This window comes from Amycolatopsis camponoti, from assembly GCF_902497555.1.
Lineage (GTDB): Bacteria > Actinomycetota > Actinomycetes > Mycobacteriales > Pseudonocardiaceae > Amycolatopsis > Amycolatopsis camponoti.
The window spans coordinates 1305052-1328293 of sequence record NZ_CABVGP010000002.1 but is presented as its reverse complement, the minus strand read 5'-3'; the positions used below and the strand labels follow the sequence as shown (position 1 = coordinate 1328293).

The 23242-nt window shown below is 70.2% G+C and carries 24 protein-coding genes and 2 tRNA genes; 9 read left to right on the top strand and 17 right to left on the bottom strand.

The genetic code is table 11. The annotated features are described in order from the left end of the window. Positions 1 to 35: 35 nt before the first annotated feature. The 3 genes from AA23TX_RS26785 to AA23TX_RS26775 are packed head-to-tail and all read right to left on the bottom strand — an operon-like array spanning position 36 to position 1674. The gene (locus tag AA23TX_RS26785; RefSeq protein ID WP_155545581.1) at positions 36 to 398 is read right to left on the bottom strand and encodes a DUF4180 domain-containing protein; all 363 of its coding nucleotides are present in this window, start codon (positions 396 to 398) and stop codon (positions 36 to 38) included. Then, complete coding sequence (locus AA23TX_RS26780; protein WP_155545580.1) at positions 395 to 1249, bottom strand: alpha/beta fold hydrolase; 855 nt, start codon at positions 1247 to 1249, stop codon at positions 395 to 397. Before AA23TX_RS26780 ends, AA23TX_RS26785 begins: the two co-directional genes overlap by 4 nt. Then, the gene (locus AA23TX_RS26775; RefSeq protein WP_155545579.1) at positions 1246 to 1674 is read right to left on the bottom strand and encodes a helix-turn-helix domain-containing protein; all 429 of its coding nucleotides are present in this window, start codon (positions 1672 to 1674) and stop codon (positions 1246 to 1248) included. Before AA23TX_RS26775 ends, AA23TX_RS26780 begins: the two co-directional genes overlap by 4 nt. Before the next feature lie 157 nt (positions 1675 to 1831). On the opposite strand from AA23TX_RS26775, the gene AA23TX_RS26770 reads away from it, so the two are divergent. Next, entirely contained in the window at positions 1832 to 2248 is a 417-nt protein-coding gene (locus AA23TX_RS26770; protein WP_155545578.1) for a hypothetical protein, read from the top strand. 52 nt (positions 2249 to 2300) lie between these two features. On the opposite strand, the gene AA23TX_RS26765 is transcribed toward AA23TX_RS26770, so the two are convergent. From AA23TX_RS26765 to AA23TX_RS26755, 3 genes are all read right to left on the bottom strand, one after another. Further along, a complete protein-coding gene (locus AA23TX_RS26765; protein ID WP_155545577.1) occupies positions 2301 to 2462 on the bottom strand; it encodes a hypothetical protein in 162 nt (53 codons plus the stop codon). Between the two features lie 124 nt (positions 2463 to 2586). After that, a complete protein-coding gene (locus AA23TX_RS26760; protein ID WP_155545576.1) occupies positions 2587 to 3129 on the bottom strand; it encodes a type 1 glutamine amidotransferase domain-containing protein in 543 nt (180 codons plus the stop codon). A gap of 124 nt (positions 3130 to 3253) precedes the next feature. After that, entirely contained in the window at positions 3254 to 4807 is a 1554-nt protein-coding gene (locus AA23TX_RS26755) for a SpoIIE family protein phosphatase (RefSeq protein ID WP_155545575.1), read from the bottom strand. Between the two features lie 139 nt (positions 4808 to 4946). Here AA23TX_RS26755 and AA23TX_RS26750 point away from each other — a divergent pair, with 139 nt between their 5' ends. After that, positions 4947 to 9608 (top strand): HAMP domain-containing protein, encoded by a 4662-nt coding sequence (locus tag AA23TX_RS26750; RefSeq protein WP_155547325.1) that lies wholly within the window; start codon positions 4947 to 4949, stop codon positions 9606 to 9608. Here the strand turns inward: AA23TX_RS26750 and AA23TX_RS26745 are convergent. Beyond that, positions 9560 to 9633, bottom strand: a tRNA-Gly gene (locus AA23TX_RS26745). The genes AA23TX_RS26750 and AA23TX_RS26745 overlap by 49 nt on opposite strands. Positions 9634 to 9712: 79 nt before the next feature. On the opposite strand from AA23TX_RS26745, the gene AA23TX_RS26740 reads away from it, so the two are divergent. After that, positions 9713 to 9786: transfer RNA gene (locus tag AA23TX_RS26740), tRNA-Pro, on the top strand. A 194-nt stretch (positions 9787 to 9980) separates the two neighbouring features. Here AA23TX_RS26740 and AA23TX_RS26735 read toward each other — a convergent pair. Beyond that, a complete protein-coding gene (locus AA23TX_RS26735) occupies positions 9981 to 11429 on the bottom strand; it encodes a hypothetical protein (RefSeq protein ID WP_155545574.1) in 1449 nt (482 codons plus the stop codon). 197 nt (positions 11430 to 11626) lie between these two features. Here AA23TX_RS26735 and AA23TX_RS26730 point away from each other — a divergent pair, with 197 nt between their 5' ends. Then, complete coding sequence (locus AA23TX_RS26730; protein WP_155545573.1) at positions 11627 to 12652, top strand: hypothetical protein; 1026 nt, start codon at positions 11627 to 11629, stop codon at positions 12650 to 12652. A gap of 155 nt (positions 12653 to 12807) precedes the next feature. Continuing rightward, entirely contained in the window at positions 12808 to 13068 is a 261-nt protein-coding gene (locus AA23TX_RS26725; RefSeq protein WP_155545572.1) for a hypothetical protein, read from the top strand. Positions 13069 to 13077: 9 nt separating this feature from the next. Here the strand turns inward: AA23TX_RS26725 and AA23TX_RS26720 are convergent, their stop codons facing one another. Beyond that, entirely contained in the window at positions 13078 to 13881 is an 804-nt protein-coding gene (locus tag AA23TX_RS26720; protein WP_230862718.1) for a haloalkane dehalogenase, read from the bottom strand. Beyond that, on the bottom strand, positions 13878 to 14657 hold the full coding sequence (locus AA23TX_RS26715) for an SDR family oxidoreductase (RefSeq protein WP_155545571.1): 780 nt from the start codon (positions 14655 to 14657) through the stop codon (positions 13878 to 13880). Before AA23TX_RS26715 ends, AA23TX_RS26720 begins: the two co-directional genes overlap by 4 nt. Before the next feature lie 52 nt (positions 14658 to 14709). On the opposite strand from AA23TX_RS26715, the gene AA23TX_RS26710 reads away from it, so the two are divergent. Next, a complete protein-coding gene (locus tag AA23TX_RS26710) occupies positions 14710 to 15096 on the top strand; it encodes a winged helix-turn-helix transcriptional regulator (RefSeq protein WP_196425544.1) in 387 nt (128 codons plus the stop codon). Here AA23TX_RS26710 and AA23TX_RS26705 read toward each other — a convergent pair. The 4 genes from AA23TX_RS26705 to AA23TX_RS26690 all read right to left on the bottom strand — a co-directional run bounded on the left by AA23TX_RS26705 (position 15063) and on the right by AA23TX_RS26690 (position 18694). Then, on the bottom strand, positions 15063 to 15653 hold the full coding sequence (locus AA23TX_RS26705) for a DUF8817 family protein (protein WP_196425543.1): 591 nt from the start codon (positions 15651 to 15653) through the stop codon (positions 15063 to 15065). The two genes, AA23TX_RS26710 and AA23TX_RS26705, sit on opposite strands and share 34 nt — an antisense overlap. A gap of 33 nt (positions 15654 to 15686) precedes the next feature. Continuing rightward, complete coding sequence (locus AA23TX_RS26700) at positions 15687 to 17252, bottom strand: carbohydrate-binding protein (protein ID WP_155545569.1); 1566 nt, start codon at positions 17250 to 17252, stop codon at positions 15687 to 15689. A gap of 114 nt (positions 17253 to 17366) precedes the next feature. Continuing rightward, complete coding sequence (locus tag AA23TX_RS26695) at positions 17367 to 17813, bottom strand: nuclear transport factor 2 family protein (RefSeq protein ID WP_155545568.1); 447 nt, start codon at positions 17811 to 17813, stop codon at positions 17367 to 17369. Between the two features lie 5 nt (positions 17814 to 17818). Beyond that, a complete protein-coding gene (locus tag AA23TX_RS26690) occupies positions 17819 to 18694 on the bottom strand; it encodes a TIGR03619 family F420-dependent LLM class oxidoreductase (RefSeq protein ID WP_155545567.1) in 876 nt (291 codons plus the stop codon). A gap of 146 nt (positions 18695 to 18840) precedes the next feature. On the opposite strand from AA23TX_RS26690, the gene AA23TX_RS26685 reads away from it, so the two are divergent. Then, a complete protein-coding gene (locus tag AA23TX_RS26685) occupies positions 18841 to 19656 on the top strand; it encodes a hypothetical protein (protein ID WP_155545566.1) in 816 nt (271 codons plus the stop codon). A 59-nt stretch (positions 19657 to 19715) separates the two neighbouring features. On the opposite strand, the gene AA23TX_RS26680 is transcribed toward AA23TX_RS26685, so the two are convergent. Beyond that, a complete protein-coding gene (locus AA23TX_RS26680) occupies positions 19716 to 20525 on the bottom strand; it encodes an Fpg/Nei family DNA glycosylase (RefSeq protein WP_155545565.1) in 810 nt (269 codons plus the stop codon). Further along, positions 20525 to 20998: a ribose-5-phosphate isomerase gene (locus tag AA23TX_RS26675; RefSeq protein WP_155545564.1), complete on the bottom strand. Its 474-nt coding sequence runs from the start codon at positions 20996 to 20998 to the stop codon at positions 20525 to 20527. The genes AA23TX_RS26680 and AA23TX_RS26675 overlap by 1 nt, the downstream gene beginning before the upstream one ends. A gap of 45 nt (positions 20999 to 21043) precedes the next feature. Between AA23TX_RS26675 and AA23TX_RS26670 the strand changes: the two genes are divergently transcribed. Both AA23TX_RS26670 and AA23TX_RS26665 read left to right on the top strand, forming a co-directional pair. Next, the gene (locus AA23TX_RS26670) at positions 21044 to 21766 is read left to right on the top strand and encodes a 2-phosphosulfolactate phosphatase (protein WP_230862717.1); all 723 of its coding nucleotides are present in this window, start codon (positions 21044 to 21046) and stop codon (positions 21764 to 21766) included. Continuing rightward, the gene (locus AA23TX_RS26665; protein ID WP_155545562.1) at positions 21763 to 22572 is read left to right on the top strand and encodes an MBL fold metallo-hydrolase; all 810 of its coding nucleotides are present in this window, start codon (positions 21763 to 21765) and stop codon (positions 22570 to 22572) included. Before AA23TX_RS26670 ends, AA23TX_RS26665 begins: the two co-directional genes overlap by 4 nt. 7 nt (positions 22573 to 22579) lie before the next feature. On the opposite strand, the gene AA23TX_RS26660 is transcribed toward AA23TX_RS26665, so the two are convergent. After that, a complete protein-coding gene (locus AA23TX_RS26660; RefSeq protein ID WP_155545561.1) occupies positions 22580 to 23200 on the bottom strand; it encodes a mycothiol-dependent nitroreductase Rv2466c family protein in 621 nt (206 codons plus the stop codon). Positions 23201 to 23242 lie beyond the last annotated feature (42 nt).

The following is a 23242-nucleotide window of genomic DNA, read 5'->3' as shown; positions in this document are numbered from 1 at the left end:
GCGCGGGACGGGGTTGCCCTTCCCGCGCGAGGTTTTCACCGCGCGGCGGCCAGCCGGGCGTCGAGCTCCGCCAGGTCGGCCACGAACCAGACGCTCCGGCCGCGGTTCGACTCCCGCACGACGTCCCGGAAGGCGGTGCTCGCCTCGACGTGCGCGCGGACGTCGCCGAGCAGCACCAGCCGGAAGCCGTACTGGACGATCTTCGAGAAGAAGTGCCCGATGAGCTTGGCGTGCATGTCGAAGAACCGCGCCGGGAACCGCTCGACCGGCACGACGAGGACGTCGGCCGCGTGGCCGTAGGTGGCGCCGACGAGGTCGACGGCGTCCTGCTCGGTGGACAGCTCCGGCCCCTCGGACGGCACGAACCACACCCCGGTGCCGTGGCGCTGGTCGATCACGATCCTTCTCCCTTCAGGAACTCCGCGGTGGATTCCGCCCAGCCGGGCAGGAAGTGCCCGGCGTCTTCGGCCAGCCGGACGTCGGCGTCCGGGCGGGCCCGTCGCAGCTTCGCGGCGGCGTCACGCTGGTCGAGCAGGACGTCGTGCGCACCGAAGTGGGCCTGCACCGGCATCGCCAGCGCGCGTAGCCGCTCGACCGCGAAGACCGGGATCGGCTCCAGCCGCGGCTTGAAGTGCTCGAACGTCGCCAGGGTGAACTCGCCGACCGCGCGCCGCCCCGGATCGGCGGGGCTGCCCTTCGCCACCATGGCCAGCGACCGCCGGCGGCCCCACGCGCCGAACCGGCTGTACGCGGCGAACTTCAGCAGGGGCGCGACCCGGCGGCGGCCGATCCCGGACGGGTTGACCAGCACCAGCGCCGTGACGCGCTCCGGCCGGCGAAGCGCGTGGTCGAGCGCCCACCAGCCGCCCAGCGACGTGCCGAGGAAGGCCGCCCGCGGCAGTTCGAGCGCGTCGAGGACGTCGTCGAGCCACTCGGCGCAGGCCGGCGACCCGAGCGGCGGCCGCGCTTCGACCGTCCGGCCCGGCTCCCCGGGAGCGTCGACGGCGTGCACGCGCAGGTGCTCCGCGAGTGTCGCGATGTCGGGCAGCCAGTGCGCGGCGGTGCCGCCGGAGCCCTGCAGCGCGACGACCGGCGACGCGCCCACCGGGCCGGAGACCACGGCGAAGGTGTCCCCGAGGCGGGTCTTCAGGGTGCGCGTCTCGTGCGGCACCGGCCACTGGCCGAGAAGGGCGTCGTAGCGCCGCCGGACCGCCTCGGCGCCTTCGGCCGAGCGGTAGACGGTGGTCACGTCAGGCCCTCGGTGAACGACGCGACGAAGCGCAGCAGGTCCGCACCGGCGGCGAGGTCGCCGAGCACGATGATCTTCATGGTGGCGCGCTCCTTGTCGTAGATGGTCTCGACGCGCAGGGGTCGTTCACCCCCGTCCCGCGGTCCGTTCACCGACGCGACGACGACGGTGGCGATCCGGTCGGCCGTCGCCCGGTCGACGCCGCTGACCTCGGCGACGCTCGAAAGTTCGGCCACGGGCCGGTCCGACCGCGGTTCGGCCACCGGCAGCCCGGTGAACGCCTCGAGGTCGTCGGCGGCGATCCGGTACTGCTTGCCGATCCGGACCGCCTTGAGCCGCCCGTCCCGCACGTAGTTGCGGACCGTCCGGACGTGCAGCCCGAGCTTCGCGGCGACCTGCTCGACGGAGAAGACCTCCTGCGCCATGACCCTCCCTATGTTCCGCAAACTACCCTACCATCTCCACTCTCAGGGAACTTTGGGGAACCCGCGGTTCACCCACCCGGGGTGCGGGTATTCCCCAGTGTTGGTCCCGCTCGCCCAGATACGTCCACATCGGACAGTCGAAAGGACGGCGACGTCGATGCCGTATCCCCCGCCCCCCGAGCCGAACGAATCGCCGTACGAACCGGCTCCGGCCGAAGAAATCGTGGAGCGCACCCACCCGCGCATCCGGATCGTGCGCACGGTCAACGCCCTCATCCACCTCGTGTGCGCGGTGTTCGCACTGGTGCTCGCCATCCACATCGTGCTGGTCCTGGGCGAAGCGAACATGGCGAACGGCTTCGCGCACATGATCAACGAGTGGTCGTCGGGTGTCTCCCTAGGCTTGCGCAACCTGTTCACGCCGGATTCGGCCAAGTTCGCGACGTTCCTGAACGACGGTCTCGCGGCGGTGATCTGGCTGGTCATCGGCGCGATCCTGACCGACGTCATCACGCGCATCGGCGTGCCGGGCCCGAAGCGGGTCTGGTACCGCCGCCGCAGCTACTACGGCTGACGTGCGAGAAGCCGCCCCGGTCACGACCGGGGCGGCTTCTTCGTGCGCTGGGTCAGCTCTGCGGCTGTTCGGCGACCGGTTTGACGGGCTCCGGTTCCGGCGGCGCCGGGACCTCGGCGGTGTCGGCCGGCCGGGGAGCGGGGACGCCCTGGGCGGCGACCACATCGAAGTGCTCCCGGCACCAGCGGCCGTAGCGGCGGGCCTGCACTGTCATGGTGTCCACCTCCTCTCCACGGGCGATCCTGGTCACACCCCCAGCGTCCTCCGCCGGGGCGCCGAAAGCCAACAGATTTAAGCCGGACTTAAGGACACGACCGAGTGAACGTCCACAAAGGACGTCAGACGGCGAACTCGCGCACGACCGCGCGGCAGAACGCCGGCAGGTCGTCGGGGTTGCGGCTCGACACCAGGCCGTTGTCCACCACTACCTCTTCGTCGACGACGGTGGCACCGGCGTTACGCAGGTCGGTCCGGATGCTGGGGTACGAAGTCAGCGTGCGGCCACGCACGACGTCCGCTTCGACGAGCGTCCACGGACCGTGGCAGATCACCCCGACCGGCTTGCCCGCGCGCACGAAGTCGCCGACGAACCCGACCGCTTCGCCGTTCGTCCGCAGGTTGTCGGGGTTCATCGTGCCGCCCGGCAGCAGCAGCGCGTCGAAGTCGCCGACGCCGACGTCGGCCACCTTCCGGTCGACCGTGAACCGGTCGCCCTTGTCGATGTCGCCGTTCATCGCCTGGATCTCGCCGGTGTCCAGGGACACCAGCTCCACCGTGGCGCCCTCGTCGAGGACGGCCTGGCGCGGCTTCTCCAGCTCGACCTGTTCGACGCCGTCCGCGGCCAGGATCGCGACGCGGCGGCCTTGCAGTGCGTTCGCCATGAGACTCCTTCGTCGAGATCAATGCACGAAGGAATTACCCCCTCCGGAGGCGGTCAAACGCGGTCCACAAAGGACTGTGTCAGGCCGGGGCTTCGCCACCCGGAACCCCGACGAGGACCGTCGATCAGTCCGAGCATTCGATGGCCAGCACGGCGATGTCGTCGTGGCCCGAGCTGCCGAGCCAGTCGCGCACGGCCTGGCGCAGCCGCCGCACGACCTCGCGGGCCGGCTGGCCGGCCGCGGTCGCCAGCACCGCGCGCAGCCGGTCGTCGCCGAACAGCTCCGTCTGGTCGTGCCGGTTGCGGGCCTCGGTGATGCCGTCGGTGTAGAGCAGGCAGACGTCGCCGCGCTCCAGCCGCACCTCCGCCTCGGCGAACCGGGCCTGCGGCGAGATCCCGACCAGGGTCCCGGGGACGGTGACCTCCTCGACCACGCCGCCCCGGCGGACGATCAGCGGCGCCGGGTGCCCGCCGGAGGCCAGCGTCAGGCCGACGCCGCCGTCCGACGGCCGGGCCGTGCCGAGCACGAGCGTGGCGAACCGGCTGCTGCCGCCGGCGATGAGCAGTTCGTTGAGCAGCCGCAGCAGCGTCCGGCCGTCGCGCTCGACCATGGCGAGCGCGGTCAGCGCGTGGCGGACCCGGCCGGTCAGCGCCGCGGCCTCCGCGCCCTTGCCGCAGATGTCCCCGAGCACCAGGAACGCGCTGCCGTCGTCGTGCGGGAGGACGTCGTAGAAGTCGCCGCCGACCGCGAGCACCCCGGCGGCCGGCTCGTACCAGGTCTCGAAGCGGGCGCCGTCGAGCTCGGGCGGGTCGACCGGACGCAGCGTCGTCTCCAGGCCGCGCGTGGCCTCCTCCTGGCGGGCGTAGCGCTGCGCGTTGGCCAGCGCCGTCCCGGCCGCCTTGGCGAACTCGGCGACCGCGCGGCCCTGCTCGGCGCCGAACTCCGGGTCCGCCTTGCGGCCCAGCAGCAGCGCGCCGGTGACGCCGGAGCCGCTGTTCGGGCCCAGCGACACCACCGCCACCTCGGCGTGGCCGGCGAACCGGTCGGCGACGACCGGGGGCAGGGTGGCCACCTCGGGCGCGGGCACCGGGGCCGACCGGGGCTTGCCGGTGGCCGCGAACGTCGCCGCCAGCACCGGCGCGACCTGCGCCGGGACCCGGCGGATCCGGCCGTGGCCGTGCGCCGACGGGCGCTCGCAGCTCCACCACTCCCACCGGCCGCGGGTGGTCGGAAGCAGCACGAAGACGGTCTCGGCCAGCGCCGAGGAAGCCAGTTCGGCGATCACCCGCGCGGTGCCGTGCCGCCCACGCGCGGCGGCCAGCCGGGGGCCGGCCTCGGCGAGGAAATCGCCCACGTGCCGCTGCGGGACGTCCTCCGCGGGGACGGTCCAGGCGTGCCAGCCGCCGGGGAGGGCCCGGACCCGGGCGGGACGACGATTTCCCGCGACTTCGACGTGTCCGGAGGTCTCGGCGATCGGGTGCAGCCGCGGCTCGCCGCCGCCGGTCAGCGTCCGCGCGGCCGGGTTCGCCCAGCGCAGCACCCCGTCGGTGTCCTGGAGGAACACCGCGTCGCGGACGTCTTCGAGGACGGCCCGCCCGAAGGCGTCGAAACCCGGCGGTGCGTCCTCACCGGTCAACGGCGGCAGGGCCGCCGAGGCCGGAGCCGGACGTGACACCATGCACGGACCTCCTGCCTCCGGACTGCTATCGCACGGCTACCGCGTGAGCGGGCGGACTGGCTCGAAGTGTAGGGCGAATCATGACACGCTGGGTCGAGGACCATGGCTGGCGCATGCGTGGTGGAGAGGGTCGGCACACATGACAACGGAATCCCAGAGCGAGGCGGCGGCGCTGGAGCGGCTGCTCGTGGCGGTGCGGGATCTCGGGGACGGCAACTTCCGCCGGCGGCTCGTCCCGCACGGCGACGGCATCTCGGCCCAGCTCGCGGTCGCGTTCAACGACATCGCCGAGCGCAACCAGCGGCTGGTCAGCGAACTGCTGCGGGTGCGCGCGGCCGTCGGCCAGGACGGCAGGCTCAGCGAGCGGGTGGAGGCCGAGGTCGGCCCGGGCGGCTGGACCACCGCCGTGGAGAGCGTCAACGGCCTGGTCGAGGACCTCACACGGCCGACGATCGAGCTGGACCGGGTGCTCGGCGCGGTCGCCGAGGGCGACCTCTCCCAGCCGATGACCATGACGCTCGACGGCCGCCCGCTGCAGGGCGCCTACGCGACGCTGGCGAAGACGGTCAACGGCCTCATCGCGCAGCTGTCCCGCTTCGCCGCCGAAGTGACGAGGCTCTCCGGCGAGATCGCCGGTGAGGGACGCCTCGGCGGCCAGGCGGTCGTCCCGGGCGTGTCCGGCACCTGGCGCGACCTGACCGACTCGGTCAACGGGATGGCCGACAACCTCACCGACCAGGTCCGCAACATCGCCCAGGTCACCACCGCCGTCGCGCGCGGCGACCTGACCCAGAAGATCACCGTCGACGCCCGCGGCGAGATCCTCGAGCTCAAGAACACCATCAACACCATGGTCGACCAGCTCTCGTCGTTCGCCGACGAGGTCACCCGCGTCTCCCGCGAGGTCGGCTCCGACGGCAAGCTCGGCGGCCAGGCCCAGGTCGCCGGCGTCGCCGGGACGTGGCGCGACCTCACCGACTCGGTCAACCAGATGGCCGACAACCTCACCGACCAGGTCCGCGCGATCTCGCTGGTGGCGACCGCGGTGGCCAACGGCGACCTGACCAAGAAGATCGACGTCGACGCCCGCGGCGAGATCCTCCAGCTGAAGAACACGCTCAACACGATGGTCGACCAGCTCTCCGCCTTCGCCGGCGAGGTCACGCGCGTGGCGCGCGAGGTCGGCAGCGAGGGCAAGCTGGGCGGGCAGGCCGAGGTGGCCGGCGCGGCCGGGACGTGGCGCAGCCTCACGGACTCGGTCAACGGGATGGCCGACAACCTGACCGACCAGGTCCGCAACATCTCGCACGTGACCACGGCCGTGGCGAAGGGCGACCTGACCCAGAAGATCACCGTCGACGCCCGCGGCGAGATCCTCGAGCTCAAGACCACGATGAACACGATGGTCGACCAGCTGTCCGCGTTCGCCGACGAGGTCACCCGCGTCGCCCGCGAGGTCGGCACCGAGGGTCAGCTGGGCGGGCAGGCGCAGGTCCCGGGCGTCGCCGGCACCTGGCGCGACCTCACCGGGTCCGTGAACTTCATGGCGAACAACCTGACCACCCAGGTCCGCAACATCGCCCAGGTCGCCACGGCGGTCGCGCGCGGCGACCTGACGCAGAAGATCGCGGTCGACGCGCGCGGCGAGATCCTCGAACTGAAGACCACGCTCAACACGATGGTCGACCAGCTGTCCGCGTTCGCGGACGAAGTCACCCGAGTGGCGCGCGAGGTGGGTACCGAAGGCAAGCTCGGCGGCCAGGCCACCGTGCCCGGCGTCGCCGGGACCTGGAAGGACCTCACCGACAACGTCAACTTCATGGCGAACAACCTGACCGACCAGGTCCGCAACATCGCCACGGTGACGTCGGCGGTCGCGAAGGGCGACCTGACCCAGAAGATCTCGGTCGACGCGCGCGGCGAGATCCTCGAACTCAAGACCACGCTCAACACGATGGTCGACCAGCTGTCCGCCTTCGCCGACGAAGTCACCCGCGTCGCCCGCGAAGTCGGCACCGAAGGCAAGCTCGGCGGCCAAGCCACCGTCCGCGGCGTCGCGGGCACGTGGAAGGACCTCACCGACAACGTCAACGTCATGGCCACCAACCTGACCGACCAGGTGCGCAGCATCGCCACCGTCGCGGCCGGCGTGGCCAACGGCGACCTGTCGAAGAAGATTTCGATCGTCGCGCAGGGCGAGGTCGCGGCGCTGGCCGAGACGCTCAACGGCATGGTCGAGACGCTGCGCGCGTTCGCCGACGAGGTCACGCGCGTCTCGCGCGAGGTCGGCACCGAAGGCATCCTCGGCGGTCAGGCGCGCGTCCCCGGCGTCGCCGGGACGTGGAAGGACCTGACCGAGAACGTCAACTTCATGGCGCACAACCTGACCAGCCAGGTGCGCAACATCTCGCAGGTGACCACCGCGGTCGCCAAGGGCGACCTGACGAAGAAGATCGACGTCGACGCCCGCGGCGAGATCCTCGAGCTCAAGACCACGATGAACACGATGGTCGACCAGCTCTCGGCGTTCGCCTCGGAGGTCACGCGCGTGGCGCGCGAAGTCGGCACCGAAGGCAAGCTGGGCGGCCAGGCCGAGGTCGACGGCGTGTCCGGCACCTGGCAGCGGCTCACCGAGAGCGTGAACCAGCTGGCCGGGAACCTGACCACGCAGGTCCGCGCGATCGCGCAGGTCGCGACGGCGGTGACGGCGGGCGACCTGACCCGGCACATCGCGGTCGACGCGTCCGGCGAGGTCGCGGACCTCAAGGACAACATCAACCAGATGATCGCGAACCTCAAGGAGACGACGAGGACCAACCGCGAGCAGGACTGGCTGAAGACGAACCTCGCGCAGCTGTCGGGCCGGATGCAGGGGCACCGCGACCTGGCCTCGGTCGCGGCGCTGATCCTGTCCGAGCTGGCCCCGCTGGTCCGGGCGCAGCAGGGCGCGTTCTTCCTGGCCCGCGACGACGACCGCGACGGAACGGTGCTCGAGTGCATCGCCGCGTACGGCCTCGCCCAGTCCCGCGCCGGCCTGCGGTTCGCGATCGGCGAGTCGCTGATCGGGCAGGCCGCCGTCGACCACCGCACGATCCTGGTCCAGGACGCGCCGCCGGAGTACGCGCTGGTGTCGTCCGGGCTCGGCTCGGCCGCGCCGGTGAACCTGATCGTGCTGCCGGTGCTGTTCCAAGGCGAGGTGCTCGGGGTGCTGGAGCTGGCCTCGGTCAACGAGTTCAGCACGGTCCACCAGGACCTGCTGGAGCAGCTGCGGCACACGATCGGCGTCAACGTCAACACGATCCTGTCCAACTCGCGGACCGAAGCGCTGCTGACGGAGTCGCAGCGGCTGGCCCAGGAGCTGCGGGCGCGGTCGGAGCAGCTGCAGGCCCAGCAGGGCGAGCTGCGGCGGTCCAACACCGAGCTGGCCGAGAAGGCGGCGCTGCTGGCCCAGCAGAACCGCGACATCGAGGTCAAGAACAGCGAGATCGAGCAGGCGCGCCAGGAGCTGGAGGAGCGCGCCGGGCAGCTGACGGTGGCGTCCCAGTACAAGACCGAGTTCATGGCGAACATGTCGCACGAGCTGCGCACGCCGCTGAACAGCGCGTTGATCCTGGCGAAGCTGCTGTCGGAGAACCCCGAGGGCAACCTCACCGAAAAGCAGATCCAGTTCGCCAGGACGATCTACGCGGCGGGCTCCGACCTGCAGCAGCTGATCAACGACATCCTCGACCTGGCCAAGGTCGAAGCGGGCCGGCTCGACATGCAGATGACCGACATCACGCTGCCGGAGCTGGTGGACTACGTCGAGTCGCTGTGCCGGCCGCTGACGGCGGACAAGGGCCTGGAGTTCGCGGTCCACATCGACCCGCCGGTGCCGGGCAGCGTCCACACCGACGAGCACCGCCTCCAGCAGATCCTGCGGAACCTGCTGTCGAACGCGGCGAAGTTCACCGACGAGGGCCGCGTCCGCCTCCACATCCGGGCGGCGGACCCGGCGGAGGTGGAGCAGGAGGCCCTGCGGAACGCGCCGGGCATCATCGCGTTCGCCGTCGAGGACACCGGGATAGGGATCCCGGAGGAGAAGCTCGCGGTGATCTTCGAGGCGTTCCGCCAGGCGGACGGCACGACGAGCCGCAAGTACGGCGGCACTGGCCTGGGCCTGAACATCAGCCAGCAGCTGACCGAGCTGCTGGGCGGCGAGCTGCGCGTGGTGAGCGAACCGGGCGTCGGCTCGACGTTCACCCTCTACCTCCCGGTGGCGGCGGCCAACCTGGTGGACCCGGCGGTGACTGCCCTGTCGTCGCCGAGGCTGCCCCCGGTCCCGAGCACGGTCCTGGTGGCCGCGCCCGACGTCACCCCGAAGCGCTTCCACGGCGAAAAGGTCCTCATCGTCGACGACGACCTCCGGAACGTGTTCGCCCTGGCAGCGGTCCTGGAGCAGGCGGGTCTGGAGGTCGTCTACGCGGAGACGGGCGTGGACGGAATCCGGGCCTTGGAGCGCAACGAGGACACGGCACTGGTCCTGATGGACGTGATGATGCCCGAACTGGACGGCAACGCGACGATCGCGGCCATCCGAGCCGAGGCGGCCAACGCGGACCTGCCGGTGATCGCGGTAACGGCCAAGGCCACCCAGGAGGACCGAGCCCGCACCCTGGCCAGCGGCGCGGACGACTACATCACCAAGCCGGTGGACACGGACAAGCTGCTCGACGTGATCGCAGCATCGCTGGAAGCGGACGCTGCGCCCTTTGGAGCGGGTGACGGGAATCGAACCCGCGTAGCTAGTTTGGAAGACTAGGGCTCTACCATTGAGCTACACCCGCGTGCCCCCAGAGGTACCCGGGTGCACGGCCAGCTTAGCGTGACCCGCTAGGCTGACCACACACCCCCCTGGGGGTGTCACGGGATGTGGCGCAGCTTGGTAGCGCATTCGCTTTGGGAGCGAAGGGTCGCAGGTTCAAATCCTGTCATCCCGACCCGGGTTCGAGGCTTGGCTTCGCCTTCGCCTCTTACCCTCCTTCTCCTCTCCCTGGGGGCGACCCCCCGGACCCCCACGGTGCCTCTGGCTGCGGTTCGCGGTCTGCCGTAGCCAGCCTCTCAGCGAGTCTCTTTGGCTGGTCCTTTGTGGTGCGCGCCGCTGTCCGGGAGGTGCGCGAGGGTGTGGGAGTCGTCAGAAGACGACTTCTTTCGAACGGCGTCTTGGTGCTGGGGCTGGTTTTGTGGATAGCGGGCGAAGTGGGGCGCGTGCTCTCGGGAGTCTGAGTTGCGCCAGTTTTGCGATCAAGTTCAACACCAGCGCGGCGATGCCGGTCCCCAGGACCGGCGCGCTGAGGTCGGCGTGGCCGAGCGCGAGGATCGTCAGGACGATGCTGGCCGCGCCGGCCAGCACCACCGCGAGCGCCCGCCAAGTACTCGACCAGTCGCTGAGCACGGAGGCCACTGTCGCGTAGATCGGCCACAACCGAGGTCGCCCGGGCGAGCGCCGGCGAGCGGATTCGGCGTGATCGTTCAGAAAGGTGACGTTCTGGGCCCCCGATGCTTCACAGGTGGCCCGCCAGGAATTCTGCAGATCCGGACCGACGCCGGTGACGATCACCTCGCAGCCGCTCAGGTCGGGCAGCACGTCCCAGTTCTGGAGCCAATCCCAGGAACGCGCCCACCCTGGCGGGCGTGCGGAGAGCTGGGACGTATCGCCGGGGGTCACGACGAGCAGCTGGTTCGGCGGCCTGCCGGTCCGGTTGATCGTGCAGGCCAGGTGCTGGACGTCACGGAACAGATCTTCGAGCAGGTCGCCCTGCGCCGGCGGCTCGGCGGCGGCGTAGCGAAGCTGCGGCGCAAGCTCGCCGCGCCGTTCGCGCGCCAGCGCCCAGGCTTCGAGGGCCGGCTGGTCGCGGTGCAGCGCGACGATCTCGGCGTCGTGTCCGTCCCGGGCTGCCTGGTCGACCAGGTAATCGAGGATGGCCAGCGCCCGGACCGACTTGGCGGCGTGCCCGACGCCCACCACCCCGACCAGCACGACCTGCGGTTGCCGCTCGAGCATGTCCGCCACGAGCGCGGCGGTCTCAGCTGACGGTGCCCCCACCCAGCCTGGGGAACGAACGGTCGCCACCCGGCCTGGGAGGTGTGAGGCCAGCAACCCACGCCAGCCACCGTTCTCGGCGGCGTCGAGCAGCGTACAGCTGCCCGACACCGCGGCACCGAGCAGTTCTTGCAGCTCGTCGGCTTCGTGCTCGTTCACCAGCTCGACGGTGTGGCAGTAGTCGAGGTTCTCCTCGAGAGCGGTGGACTGGGCGAGCAGAAACGAGGCGGCCGCGGTGAGCAGCTTGCGGACGGTCCGCTCGGCCCCTCCGTCGCTGGCCGCGAAGACCAGGTCAGGAGACGGTGGTCCCGCCGGGTTCAGCAGGACCATAGTGGGAAACAGGTTGCTGAGCAGTTCCTGCCATTGCCTGCTCGGCGGCTCCGGCGCGAAGCCGGTCGGGACGCCCCGCGCCTCCAGCCGGCGGCGTACCCGGTCCAGGGCACTCACACCGCCACGAGCCGTCAGCGCGATCGTCTGAAGCACGGCGCGGGACAATTCCTCGCCGAGAATCCCGTTTCGGGTTGCAATCGGATCGGCCACGCCATCGAGGGTGACATTTGCCGGACAAGCGCGTCAATTGTCAATTCGATTAATCTGGCCGCATACGTGAATTCAGGGACGACTTCGTTAATCATGAACCGGTCGCCAGAGCATGAATCACGAATCTTGCCACGGTTTCATGATCCGCTGTTGACAGAGGGTGTCTGCCTCGACACATGATCTGCATACTGGCAGTCATGACCCGAGCGGCCGACGACACCGGTGGCACGAACAAGCAGGGCGAAGAAGGTGCACCGGCGCCGGGTTCCCAGCCCGCCCCGTCTTCTTCGGACGCCCCGTGGCAGAGCCGGTCCGGATGGGGACCGGCTCTCCCGTTGACACTGGTCTACGGCGTGGGTGCGGCCAGCTTCGATGTCGCGGAAGCGATCGTCGGGCAGTGCCCGCACTGGGTATCGGCCAACGAACTGGCCGTCGACGACTTCACCCCGGCCGCGATCGCCGCGGTGAACATCCTGATCCTGGTCCTCTCCTCCGACACCGACGTCCGGCAGCGACCTCGGTTCCGCGAGTTCCGCCGGATCGCCGCGCAATTCCGTGACCAGCACGCGCTACGAGCCGACGCTGCGTTCTACGGCGACTCCGCCTGCTGGCCGCGCGCCGGCGTGCTGCTGGTCGCCTATACCTCCGAGGCCATCCAAGATCCCGATGCCCGCGAACTGATCGACGACGCCTGCGCCAGCTACTGCTTCACCCCCGGCACCCCGTTCACCGCCGACATCTTCGAGATCTTCCAACCCGGCGCCGCACAGGCCCGGCGCGTGAAGGACCCGAAGGACGCCTACAGCATCGCCAACTGGAACTTCCTCGCCTCCTGGGGCATCCAAGACCTGGACTTCGCCCGGACGATCAAGAAGGCGATCGAAGACCGGTGCCGCCGGCTCAACGACCCGAACAAGCCCGTGATGTCTCGCCCACTGCCCGATGTGGCGCTCAACCGGCTCGAATTGGTCCTGCACAAAGCCGAGCTCAGGCCCACCCCGGACCCTGCCCGCACCCCGGCCGAGCAGAAAAAGGACCTGGACAACTTCGTCGCCAGCGGCGCCCGCGCCGTCCGAGAGCACCTCAACGAGCTGGAAAAGGCCTACGACGGGACCGAGACACCCTTCCGGCGGCCGTCCGCGCTGCGCGGCGGCAAGCGCGACGCGCAGGCGGCGTACCGGAAGCTCTACAACGTACTCCGCGTGGTCACCATCGATTCATGATCCGCGTACTCGACTCACGCTTCACGAACCCGGTGACCAATAAACATTTAACCTTCGCAGCCAGGGATCAACGTTCCACGCTACCGCTCGCCACTTCATTCTTGCGAAATCTCGCCGAGTAACCGAGCGCGTATTAGTGAAATATGCGCAATTCGTTGAACCGAATCATCGCCGCCGCGGCGGCCCTACTGATCGTCATCGTGGCGCTGGCGTTCATCTCGATCAACCCGGCGCTGCTGTACGGCGTGCCGACGCTGCTGTGGGCCGTCGCCGCAATCGTCCGGGCGATCAACAGCACCGGCCAAGACACCAAGCCACCGCAGCTGCCCGACTCGGTGACACGACAGAACCACCCCGACGACAACGGCGACCGGAACGGCCACGACGAGCCCACCGATGACGTCCCCGGCCCCTGAGGGACCGAGTCAGGTCGGCTGCCGTGTTCCGCGGGCCGGCCGGCCAAGCCACTCCGTCAGCGACGCCGCGATCGGCCCCGGTTGGTCCTCCGGCGTGTGGTGGCCCGCCACCACGGGATGGTGGGCCACCTCCAGCGCCGCGAAGTTCGACGACATCCAGTCGATCATCGGCTGGGTCCACATCGTGTCCGGGCCCGGCTCGAATGTGATCAGCAGCTTCGGGATCTCCGGGGTGGAGGCCAGCCAGCCGTCGAAGGCCTCGATCCGGGACACCACCTCGGGCGGCTCGCCGCCCAGTGGCATCGACTGGGCCCAGCGCAGCAACGGGATCCGGGACTTCGGGGTCGGGTACATGCCTTCGTACTCCGGTGGGAGCGACTTCAGGAACATGTCGATCATCGGGTCGCCGGCCCCGGGGGTCTTGAGCGCGCGGAACACCTCTGCTCCTGCCGGTGGGAACTCCTCCCACGTCATCGGCTTCAGGACTGCCTCGGTGAATGCCAGACCGCGGACCCGTGACGGGTGTCGTGATGCCCAGTCCGCGGCCAGTGCTCCTCCCCAGTCGTGGCCGACCAGGACCACGTCGGACAGGTCCAGGGCGTCGAACCACTCGTCCAGGTAATGCGCGTGGTCGTCGAACGAATACTCGATGGACGGCCGGGGCGATGAGCCCATGCCGATCAGGTCCGGGGCCAGCCCGCGGCCCGGCACCGACGGCATCACGTTGCGCCACAAGTACGATGATGTCGGGTTTCCGTGCAAGAACACCACCGGGGCGCCGGTGCCGGACTCCACATAGGACAGAGTCGTCACTTGAACGCCGCCGCGTTGCGCGTTGCCCAGTCGGCGAACGGGCGTGCCGGGCGGCCCAGTACCCGCGTGACGTCCAGGCTCACCTGCTGTTCCTCCGGCGTCGGGGAGCCCAGAATGTTCAGCGTTGCCTCCGCGACCTCTGGGGGCATGAAGGCCAGCATGGCCGAACGGGCTTCCTCGCGCGTCCGCGGGATGAACTCGATCGGCTCGCCCAGCGCCGTGGCGATCGACGCCGCCTGGTCGCGCGGAGACACCGGGGCCGGGCCCGTCAGTTCGTACGTCCGGCCGGTGTGTGAGGGACCCACCAGGACCGCTGCCGCCACCTCTGCGATGTCCGATGGGTCGATCACCGGCAACCCGACGTCGCCGAACGGGGCCGCCAAAACGCGGGAAGTACGCACGCTTTCCGCCCACTGCAACGCGTTCGACGCGAACCCGCCCGGCCGGAGGATCGTCCACGGAAGACCCGAGGCGCGGACCGCGTCCTCGAAGTGCGCGGGGTGGCGGCCTGTTCCGACGCCCTGCGAGGACAGCAAAACCACTCGCGCTCCGGCTGCCTCCTCCAGCACCGGCTCCAGCGGACCTCGGAAGTCCGGTGGGAGCAGCAAAAAGACTGCCGACGCACCCTCGAACGCCGGGCGCAACGATGGTGCGTCCGACAAGTCGGCCCGGATCGGGCCTCGGCGGGACACGGCCCGCACTTCTTCGCCCGCTGCTGTCAGGGCCTCCACCAACGGCCGTCCGATGTTTCCCGTCGCTCCGGTCACTACGATCATGGGAACGACGCTACATTCCGACGTATAGTAGGTACCTAGAGGAAAGTATTGGATGGAGGCACCGGAAGTGACCGAGACCACACCCGAGCTGGCCTGCCCGATCGCCCCCATCGTCGACATCGTCTTCAGCCGGTGGACGACGCCGATCCTGTGGTCGCTCAACGAATACGGGCGCCAGCGGTTCGTCGAACTGCACCGCCGCATCGCCACCATCACCCCGAAAGTGCTCACCCAGCGGCTGCGGCAGCTGGAGCGCGACGGCCTGATCACCCGGACCTACCACGCCGAAGTCCCGCCGCGGGTGGAGTACGAGATCAGCGAGCTGGGCCGCAGCCTCGGCCCGATGTTCGCCACGCTCGCCGAGTGGTCACCCAACCTCGCGAAGGTCGCGGACGCCCGCGCGCACTACGACGACCGTTCGCGCAGCTCCGCCAGGTAGTCCTCGGCCGCGGCGACGTCGGACGCCGCGGCCGACTCCCGTTCGCGCGCGAGCGCCGCCGAGAGGATCTTCACCGCCTGGCCCACGTCGCCGCGGGAATCCCCTTGGACGACGGCGTTCTCCAGCGCCTTGCCCAGTTTCGTGGTCGCCGCCTCCCCCTGCGTGCCGGCCGGCGGGACGATCCGGATCCAGTTCCCACCCGGATCGACCACGCTGAACCCGGTGACTCCACCCATGTTCTTGCGGGCCCGGGGCCGCGTCATGCGCGGGATCCCGGCCACCAGGAGCTTGCCGCGTGCCGCGCGCATCCCAGCGGCGAACGCCTCGAACAGCGCGGCGACGTCCGGCACCACCACCAGGCAGGTCCCGTAGGACTGCTCCGGGTCGAACCCCGCCATCCCGAAGAAGTGCAGGTTCAGGTCCTCGCGGCACAGCGCCACGTACGGGTTCGGGCGGAGCTGACGGTAGGTCCGCTCGAACCCGAGCATCGCGTAGAACTCCGCGATCTCGTCGATGTCTCCGCAAGGCAGCAAGGGAATCGTCACTTCACCGGCCATGGCCCCTCTTCTCGTATGCCGTACGAGAAGAGGCTAGCGCGTCACGTCCAGGTAGTCGAGGTTCGCCGGGCCGTCGGCGGACGTCGCGGTGAGCCGGATCGCGTGCGTGCCGTCGCCGAGCGCGAGGGCGCGGGTCACCGTGCTCCACGTCGTCCACGCGCCGGTCGCCGGGAACGGCACGGCCGTGGCCACCACCGTGCCGTCGACCGCGATGTCCACCGGACGCGCCGCCGTCGTGCCGTTCGCGTAGCCGAACGTCAGCGCCGACGCCGGTCCGGTCACTTGCCACTCGACGTAGCTGCCGACCGCGTTGGCGCCGTTCGCGAAGCCGGTTCCCGAGAAGCCCGCGTGGTTCGAATCGATCGTGCCGCCCGCCGACAGGGTGGCCGACTCGGCTTCGTAGCGAGCACCGCCGGCGCGAGAAACCCGGTACAGCACCGTCGCGTGCGAGGGCACCGACGCGCTGATCGTCCCCGAGGTGGTCCGGACCGCCTTGCTCCACAGGTCTTTCAGCGTGTACGACGACGCACTGCCGATGCCCGTCGCGGACGCGGTCGTGCTGATCGTCGCGGTGGACGCCGTTTCGTTGGACAGCGCCACCGCGCGGTCGCCGTTGGCGAGGACCTTGCTGTAGACGACCAGGCCGGCGTTCGAGCTGAGCACGGTCGCCTGCTTGCCCAGCGGGTCCTGGTCGAGCGCGATCACGTCGGTGTTCTTCAGGATCGAGAAGCTGTCGTCGGAGACCTTCCGCAGGTCACTGCCGATGAGCAGCGGCGCGGCCATCATCGCCCAGAGACTGAAGTGCGTGCGGTACTCCGCCGCGGTCATGCCGCCGTTGCCGACCTCGAGCATGTCCGGGTCGTTCCAGTGGCCAGGGCCGGCGTACTGCGCCAGACCGCGGTTGGTCTGGGCCTTGCCGATCATGCTCGACCACTTGTCGGAGATGTCGCCGGTGGTGCGCCACAGGTTGCCGACCGGGGCGGCCCAGGTCCACGGCTGGTTCTGGCCCCACTCGCAGATCGAGTACGCGATGGCGCGGCCGGACTTCGCGAGGGCGTCGCGCATCGCCTTGTAGCGCTGCTGCGCGTCGACGCCCTGGTTGTTGCAGTTGTCGTACTTCAGGTAGTCGACGCCCCAGGAGGCGAAGAGGTTCGCGTCCTGCTGCTCGTGGCCGAGGCCGCCGGGGAAGCCGGCCTTGTTGCACGTCTTCGTGCCCGCGCTGGTGTAGATGCCGAACTTCAGGCCCTTGCCGTGCACGTAGTCGGCGAGGGACTTGATGCCGTTGGGGAAGCGCGCGGGATCGGGCACCAGGTTGCCCGCAGAGTTCCGCGAAGGCAGCGCCCAGCAGTCGTCGATGTTGACGTACTGGTAGCCGACGTCCTTGAGGCCCTTGCTGACGAACAGGTCGGCGATACCTCTGATCATTGTTTCGTTGAAGTCCGCCTTGCACTGCGTGGAGTTCCAGTTGTTGAACCCCATCGGCGGCGTGCGCAGAAGCCCGTTCTCCAGGGCGGAAGCCGGGGTTTGACTCAGGACGGTGCCACTGGCCGCGAGCGCGAACGCGGCGGCCGCGACCGCCGTGCGCCGGAAGAAGGACATGCTTGCTCCCTGGTGAGACATCGGAGGTCTACACCAGTTAGTAAAGAGACCTGCCTAACCAGACGTCAAGAGATCATGTATCAGATATGAAATTGGGGTTCCGCTGGCCGGGACCTACTCGGTCACCTGCCGGGCCGTCGCCATCGCCCGCTCGGTCTCCCAGAACGCCCTCATCGACGTGATCAGGCCGTCCTCGCCGACGCGGTAGACGAACACCCCGTCCGTGTCGACGCGGTAGCCGCCCGGCAGGTACGTCGTGATCGTGCCGACGTTGGCGCACTCGTCGCCCGCCGCGTGGGAGTCGCGGATCGTGAACTCGAAGCGCTCCACGTTGCCGATCGTCTTGTCCCAGAACGCGCTGATCCCGTCGCGGCCGTGGTGCCCCTTGCCCTCTTCGTCGAAGAACGACGGCCCGACCGGGTCTTCCACGACGCCGTCGGGCGCGAACAGGTCCAGCCACGCCTCCTTGTCCCCCGCCGTCACCGCGGTCATCGACGCGAACGCCGCGCGCCGCGCGGGCGGCTGCTCCGCCGACGTGTCCCAGCTGACCTGCACGCCCATGCCCGTCACTCCTCGAACTTCGCGATGATCTCGGCCCCGAACTTGTGGATCGATTCGAGCTTCGGCCCGACCGGCGCGTCGAACCCGACGCCGTCGAACACCCACGGCATGGTGATGATGTCGGTGACGCCGGCCTCGGCCTGCTCGTGGTAGCCGTCGAGACCGAACTTGTCGATGCAGACGGCCTGGTACTCGAACGGGTCATCGGCGCGGCCGCGCTCGGCCAGCAGCTCCTTGAGCCGGGCGATCGTCGTGCGCAGCTCCTCGAGCTTCATCATCGCCGACGACCAGCCGTCGGCGACGCGGGCCGCGCGCTTCAGCGCGACCTCGGTGTGGCCGCCGATGTAGAACGGGACGCGCGACGGCGGCGCCGGGCTCATCTGGATCTTGTCGAAGTCGTAGAACTCGCCGTGGTACTCGACCATGCCGCCGTCGAGGATCAGCCGGAGGACGTCGATGGCCTCGTCGACGCGCTTGCCGCGCCGCTCGAACGGCACGCCGCAGTACTCGAACTCCTGCGGCAGCCAGCCGACGCCGAGCCCGAGGCCGAACCGGCCGCCGGTGAGCACCGCCGCCGAGCCGACCTGGCGCGCCAGCAGCACCGGGTTGCGCGAGCCGAGCTTCAGCACCGACGTGTAGAACTCGATGCGGCTGGTGACCGCGCCCATCGACGCGGTCGCGACGAGCGGGTCCACCCAGGGCGTCTCGCCGGTCCAGAACCGGCTACCGTCGGGGGTGTACGGGTAGTCCGTGTCCACCGTCTCGGCGTAGAACAGCGAGTCCGGCAGGGCGATGGAGGCGAAGCCGGCCTCTTCGGCGGCCTGGGCGAGCTCGCCCAGCTGATCAAGCGGGTTCATCGCGATCGACAGGGTGAACTTCATACCACGGAACTATAACGTGTTCTAGTTTCTTCGGCCAGCCCGCGCGGTGGGCCGGATCACGTCCCGGGAACCCTCCGCGTAACGTCCGCGTTGTCCGGATCAAAGGTGACTTCCGGTCACCGGGCACCGAGTTCTGGGAGTGGTCCATGGGCACCGCGATCTTCCTGATCGTAGTCGTCGTCTTGATCGTCGGTGGCGGCCTCTACTTGTCGCGGCAGCGCGCCGCGGCCCGGCAGCGGGAACTGGACGACGCCAAGGCCGACGCCCGGCGCCTCGTCGAGCGGCTCGGCGGCCAGGTCCTGAACCTCAGCGGCAACGACACCGCGTCGATGCAGGCGATGGCGGACGCCGCCGAGCGCTACAACGCGGCCGGCTCGCAGATGGAACAGGCCCGCACGATCGAGCAGGCCCGGCTGGTCAAGGACACCGCCGTCGAAGGCCTCTACTACGTCCGCGCCGCGCGCGTCGCGATGGGCATGGACCCCGGCCCGCAGCTGCCGGAGGAGGCCGAGCGCGAGCGCGCCGGCAAGGTCACCGAGCGCCGCGACGTCGACGTCGAGGGCCAGCACTACGCGGCCTCGCCCGACGCCGGCCAGGACACGCCGTACTACTACCCCGGTGGCCGCGTGGCCGGGCGGCCGGTGCCGCAGGGCTGGTACAGCGAGCCGTGGTGGAAGCCCGCGCTCGTCGCCGGCGCCTGGGGTCTCGGGTCGATGTTCCTGTTCAGCGCGATGTTCTCCGGCATGGGCGGCATCGCCAGCGCCGGCGCCTGGGAGTCGGGCTACGACGCGGGTCAGCAGGACGCGCTCGAGTCCGGTGACGCGGGCGGCGACGGCGGTGGTGACGGCGGCGACATGGGCGGCGACATGGGCGGCGACGGCGGCGGAGACTGGGGCGGCGGCGGTTTCGACGGCGGCGGCTTCGATGGTGGGGGCTTCGACGGCGGCGGCTTCGACTTCTGACCGACCCCCGTCGTGAGTGGGAAACAGGGTTAGAACACTGTTTCCCACTCACGACCGGGTCAGGCCGGCTGGCAGGTCGGGCACCAGTAGAGGTTGCGCCCGACCAGCTCGGAGTTCGCCACCGGTGTGCCGCACACCAGGCACGGCTCGCCGGCCCGCCGGTAGACGTACACCTCGCCACCGTGGCGGTCCACCCGCGCCGCGCGGCCCATGGCCTCCGGCAGGTGCTCGGGGCGGACCGTGTCGATGCGGCCGACGCGGACGCCGTCACGCATCAGCAGCACCAGGTCGGCCCACAGGTCGTCCCACAAAGCCCGGTCGAGCGCGCGACCCGGGGTCAGCGGCGCGACGCCGTGGCGGAACAGCACCTCGGCGCGGTAGACGTTGCCGACGCCCGCCAGCACCGCCTGGTCCATCAGCAGCGCCGCGATCGACGTCTTCGACCGCGAGACACGCTCCCACGCCTGCTCCGGCTTCGCGTCGCGGCGCAGCGGGTCCGGTCCGAGGCGTGCCTTGATCGCGTCCACCTGATCCGGGGAAAGCAGCTCGCAGCGGGTCGGCCCGCGCAGGTCGGTCCAGTGGGTCCGCCCGGCCAGCCGCAGCCGGACCTGCCCGACCGGCTCCGGCGCGGGCAGCGGGGACTCGCCGAAGGTGCCGTAGAGCCCCAGGTGGATGTGCACGGTCCCGTGTGGACCGTAGTCGTGGAACAGGTGCTTGCCGTACGCCTGCGCGCCGACGAGGACCTGACCGTCCAAACGGGACGCCTCGGCGGCGAACCGGCCCTGCGGGCTGCTCACCTCGACCGGGGCGCCGGCGTACCGGCGCTTGTGCAGCCGCGCCAGCCGGTGGAGCGTGTGCCCCTCGGGCATCAGGCCTCCGGCAGCGCCGGCGGGATGCCGGTGCGCTCGTAGTCCAGCAGCTGCTGGACGCGGCGCGCGTGCCGTTCCTCCGGCGAAACCTCGGTCGCCAGGAAAGCCTCTACGATCTCGGTGGCCTGCTCGACCGTGTGCATCCGGGCGCCGATGCCGATCAGCTGGGCGTGGTTGTGCTCGCGGCACAGCTGGGCGGTCTCGACGCTCCAGGCGAGGCCGGCCCGCGCGCCGGGGACCTTGTTCGCGGCGATCTGCTCGCCGTTGCCCGATCCGCCGACGACGATGCCGCGGCTGCCCTCGTCGGCCACGACGCGCAGCGCCGTCTCGACGCAGAACGCCGGGTAGTCGTCGGCCGCGTCGTAGACCCGCGGACCGATGTCGGTCACCTCGTGGCCCTGCTTCTCCAGGTGGGCGACGAGGTGGTTCTTCAGCTCGAAGCCGGCATGGTCGGATCCCAAGTAGACACGCACGGCTGGGAGTCTGCCATCACGGCCGGTTTCGGGCATGCTCCGGGGGTGGGCATCTGGGAGCAGTCGGCGTACGACGTCCGGCTCGACTGGGGCGCCGAAGGCGTGGCCGCCCTCGGCCGGGAATGCGCCGTGCTGGTGGTCGTCGACGTGCTTTCCTTCAGCACCACCACGGATCTCGTGGTCGGCCGCGGTGGTCGCGTGCTGCCGGTCCGCTGGCGTGACGAGCGCGGCGTGGCGCGGGCTCGGGCCGCGGGCGCCGTCATCGCGGGTGAGGGCGCGTTCACCCTCCGGCCGTCCTCTGTGACGGAAATCCCGCCCGGGACGCTGCTCGCGCTCCCCTCACCCAACGGCGCGACGCTCTGCGAAGCGGCCGCGGCGACCGGCGCGCGGGTCCTCGCCGGCTGCCTGCGCAACGCCTCCGCCGTCGCCGCGAAGGCCCACGACCTGGGCGGGCCGGTCGGCCTCATCGCGGCCGGGGAACGCTGGGGGGTGACCATCTTCGGCCACGGCGACACCCTCGGACCGCTGCGTCCGTGCGTCGAAGACCAGGTCGGCGCCGGGGCGATCGCCGCCGCGCTGGCCGGACACGGCCTTTCGCTGTCCCCGGAAGCCGCGCTCGCCGCCCGATCGGTCGACGTCACGGCCCTGGCGGGCTGCGTTTCCGGGCGCGAGCTGACCGAGTCGGGGCACGGCGGGGACGTCACACTGGCCGCGCGGCTCGACGTGAGCGATGCTGCCCCGATGCTGAGTGAAGGAGTACTGGCATGAGCGGGCGCTGGATCGAGGTCGCCGACGGCGTGCACGCACGCCGGTACGAGGAGCTGGACCTGACCGTCGGGCTGGTGGTCGGGGCCGAGCGCTGCCTGGTCGTCGACACCCGCGGCGACCTGGAGCAGGGCGCCGAGCTGGCGGCGGCGGTCCGCGAGCTGACCCCGCTGCCGTGGTCGGTCGTCTTCACCCACGCGCACTTCGACCACACCTGGGGCACCGAGCGGTTCACGCCCTGCGCCGTCTGGGCGCACGAGGGCTGCCGCGCCGAGCTGACCGAGTACGCGGAAGACGCGCGCGGGAAGTGGATCGCCTACTACCGCGAGCAGGGCAAGACGGAGACCGCGGACGCCATCGCGCGCACGACGTTCGTCGTGCCCGACCACCTGTTCACCGACCGCACCGAACTCGACCTGGGCGGCCGCACGGCCGTCCTGCTGCACCCCGGCCGCGCCCACACCGACCACGACGTCGTCGTGCACGTGCCGGACGCCGACGTGCTCTTCGCCGGCGACATCGTCGAAAACGCCGAACACGGCTTCAGCGCGTTCTCCTTCAGCGCCGAGTCGGACCTGACCGCCTGGCCGGACACCCTGGACACGCTGCTCGCGCTGAAGCCGCGGGTGATCGTGCCGGGGCACGGCGACCCCGTCGACGCCGACTTCGTCCGCTACCACCGCCACGGCCTGCACGAGCTGATCGCGCTCAAGGCCGGTGTCGGGCGCGGCGAGACGACCGAGGTGGCCGCTGTGGCAGCTTCGCGCTACCCCAGCGACGTCACCTTGGCCGCCCTCGGAACGCCTTGAAGGCGTCTCAGTCGAAGTTCAGCTCACCGGACCGGGTGCGCTTGAGCTCGAAGAAGTCCGGGTAGCTCGCCAGCGCGACTGCACCGTCGAACACCTTCAGCGCGTCTTCGCCGCGCGGGATCGAGCTGAGGACCGGGCCGAAGAACGCCACGCCGTCGATGTGGATCGTCGGGGTGCCGACGTCCATGCCGACCGGGTCCATGCCCTCGTGGTGGCTCTTCTTCAGCGCGTCGTCGAACTCCGTCTTGTCCGCGGCGTCGTAGAGCTCGGCCGGCGCGCCGATCGCGGCCAGGGCCTCCTTGATCACCGCGTCGCGGTCCTTGTTGCCCTCGTTGTGGTAGCGCGTGCCGAACTCGGTGTAGTAGTCCCGCAGCGCCTTTTCGCCGTTGAGCTGCGCCAACGCGACGGCCACGCGCACCGGGCCCCAGCCCTTCGCCAGCAGCTCCTTGTACTGCTCGGGCAGCTCCTCGCGGCCCTCGTTCAGCACGGACAGGCTCATGATCCGGAAGTTCAGGTCCAGGTTGCGGTGCTTCTCCACCTCGAGGATCCAGCGCGAGGTGATCCAGGCGAACGGGCAGATCGGGTCGAAGTAGAAATCGACCTTCGTGGGCTGCTCGGCAGCGGTCATCAGGTTCTCCTGTGCGAATTCAGGTCCGGTCCGGGAGCGGGC

Bases quoted from the DNA above. Each gene is read 5' to 3' on its own strand.
- AA23TX_RS26775 (WP_155545579.1), bottom strand. From the start codon at position 1,674: ATGGCGCAGGAGGTCTTCTCCGTCGAGCAGGTCGCCGCGAAGCTCGGG.
- AA23TX_RS26770 (WP_155545578.1), top strand. From the start codon at position 1,832: ATGCCGTATCCCCCGCCCCCCGAGCCGAACGAATCGCCGTACGAACCG.
- AA23TX_RS26765 (WP_155545577.1), bottom strand. From the start codon at position 2,462: ATGACAGTGCAGGCCCGCCGCTACGGCCGCTGGTGCCGGGAGCACTTC.
- AA23TX_RS26760 (WP_155545576.1), bottom strand. From the start codon at position 3,129: ATGGCGAACGCACTGCAAGGCCGCCGCGTCGCGATCCTGGCCGCGGAC.
- AA23TX_RS26755 (WP_155545575.1), bottom strand. From the start codon at position 4,807: ATGGTGTCACGTCCGGCTCCGGCCTCGGCGGCCCTGCCGCCGTTGACC.
- AA23TX_RS26750 (WP_155547325.1), top strand. From the start codon at position 4,947: ATGACAACGGAATCCCAGAGCGAGGCGGCGGCGCTGGAGCGGCTGCTC.
- AA23TX_RS26730 (WP_155545573.1), top strand. From the start codon at position 11,627: ATGACCCGAGCGGCCGACGACACCGGTGGCACGAACAAGCAGGGCGAA.
- AA23TX_RS26715 (WP_155545571.1), bottom strand. From the start codon at position 14,657: ATGATCGTAGTGACCGGAGCGACGGGAAACATCGGACGGCCGTTGGTG.
- AA23TX_RS26710 (WP_196425544.1), top strand. From the start codon at position 14,710: ATGGAGGCACCGGAAGTGACCGAGACCACACCCGAGCTGGCCTGCCCG.
- AA23TX_RS26705 (WP_196425543.1), bottom strand. From the start codon at position 15,653: ATGGCCGGTGAAGTGACGATTCCCTTGCTGCCTTGCGGAGACATCGAC.
- AA23TX_RS26700 (WP_155545569.1), bottom strand. From the start codon at position 17,252: ATGTCCTTCTTCCGGCGCACGGCGGTCGCGGCCGCCGCGTTCGCGCTC.
- AA23TX_RS26695 (WP_155545568.1), bottom strand. From the start codon at position 17,813: ATGGGCGTGCAGGTCAGCTGGGACACGTCGGCGGAGCAGCCGCCCGCG.
- AA23TX_RS26690 (WP_155545567.1), bottom strand. From the start codon at position 18,694: ATGAAGTTCACCCTGTCGATCGCGATGAACCCGCTTGATCAGCTGGGC.
- AA23TX_RS26685 (WP_155545566.1), top strand. From the start codon at position 18,841: ATGGGCACCGCGATCTTCCTGATCGTAGTCGTCGTCTTGATCGTCGGT.
- AA23TX_RS26680 (WP_155545565.1), bottom strand. From the start codon at position 20,525: ATGCCCGAGGGGCACACGCTCCACCGGCTGGCGCGGCTGCACAAGCGC.
- AA23TX_RS26665 (WP_155545562.1), top strand. From the start codon at position 21,763: ATGAGCGGGCGCTGGATCGAGGTCGCCGACGGCGTGCACGCACGCCGG.
- AA23TX_RS26660 (WP_155545561.1), bottom strand. From the start codon at position 23,200: ATGACCGCTGCCGAGCAGCCCACGAAGGTCGATTTCTACTTCGACCCG.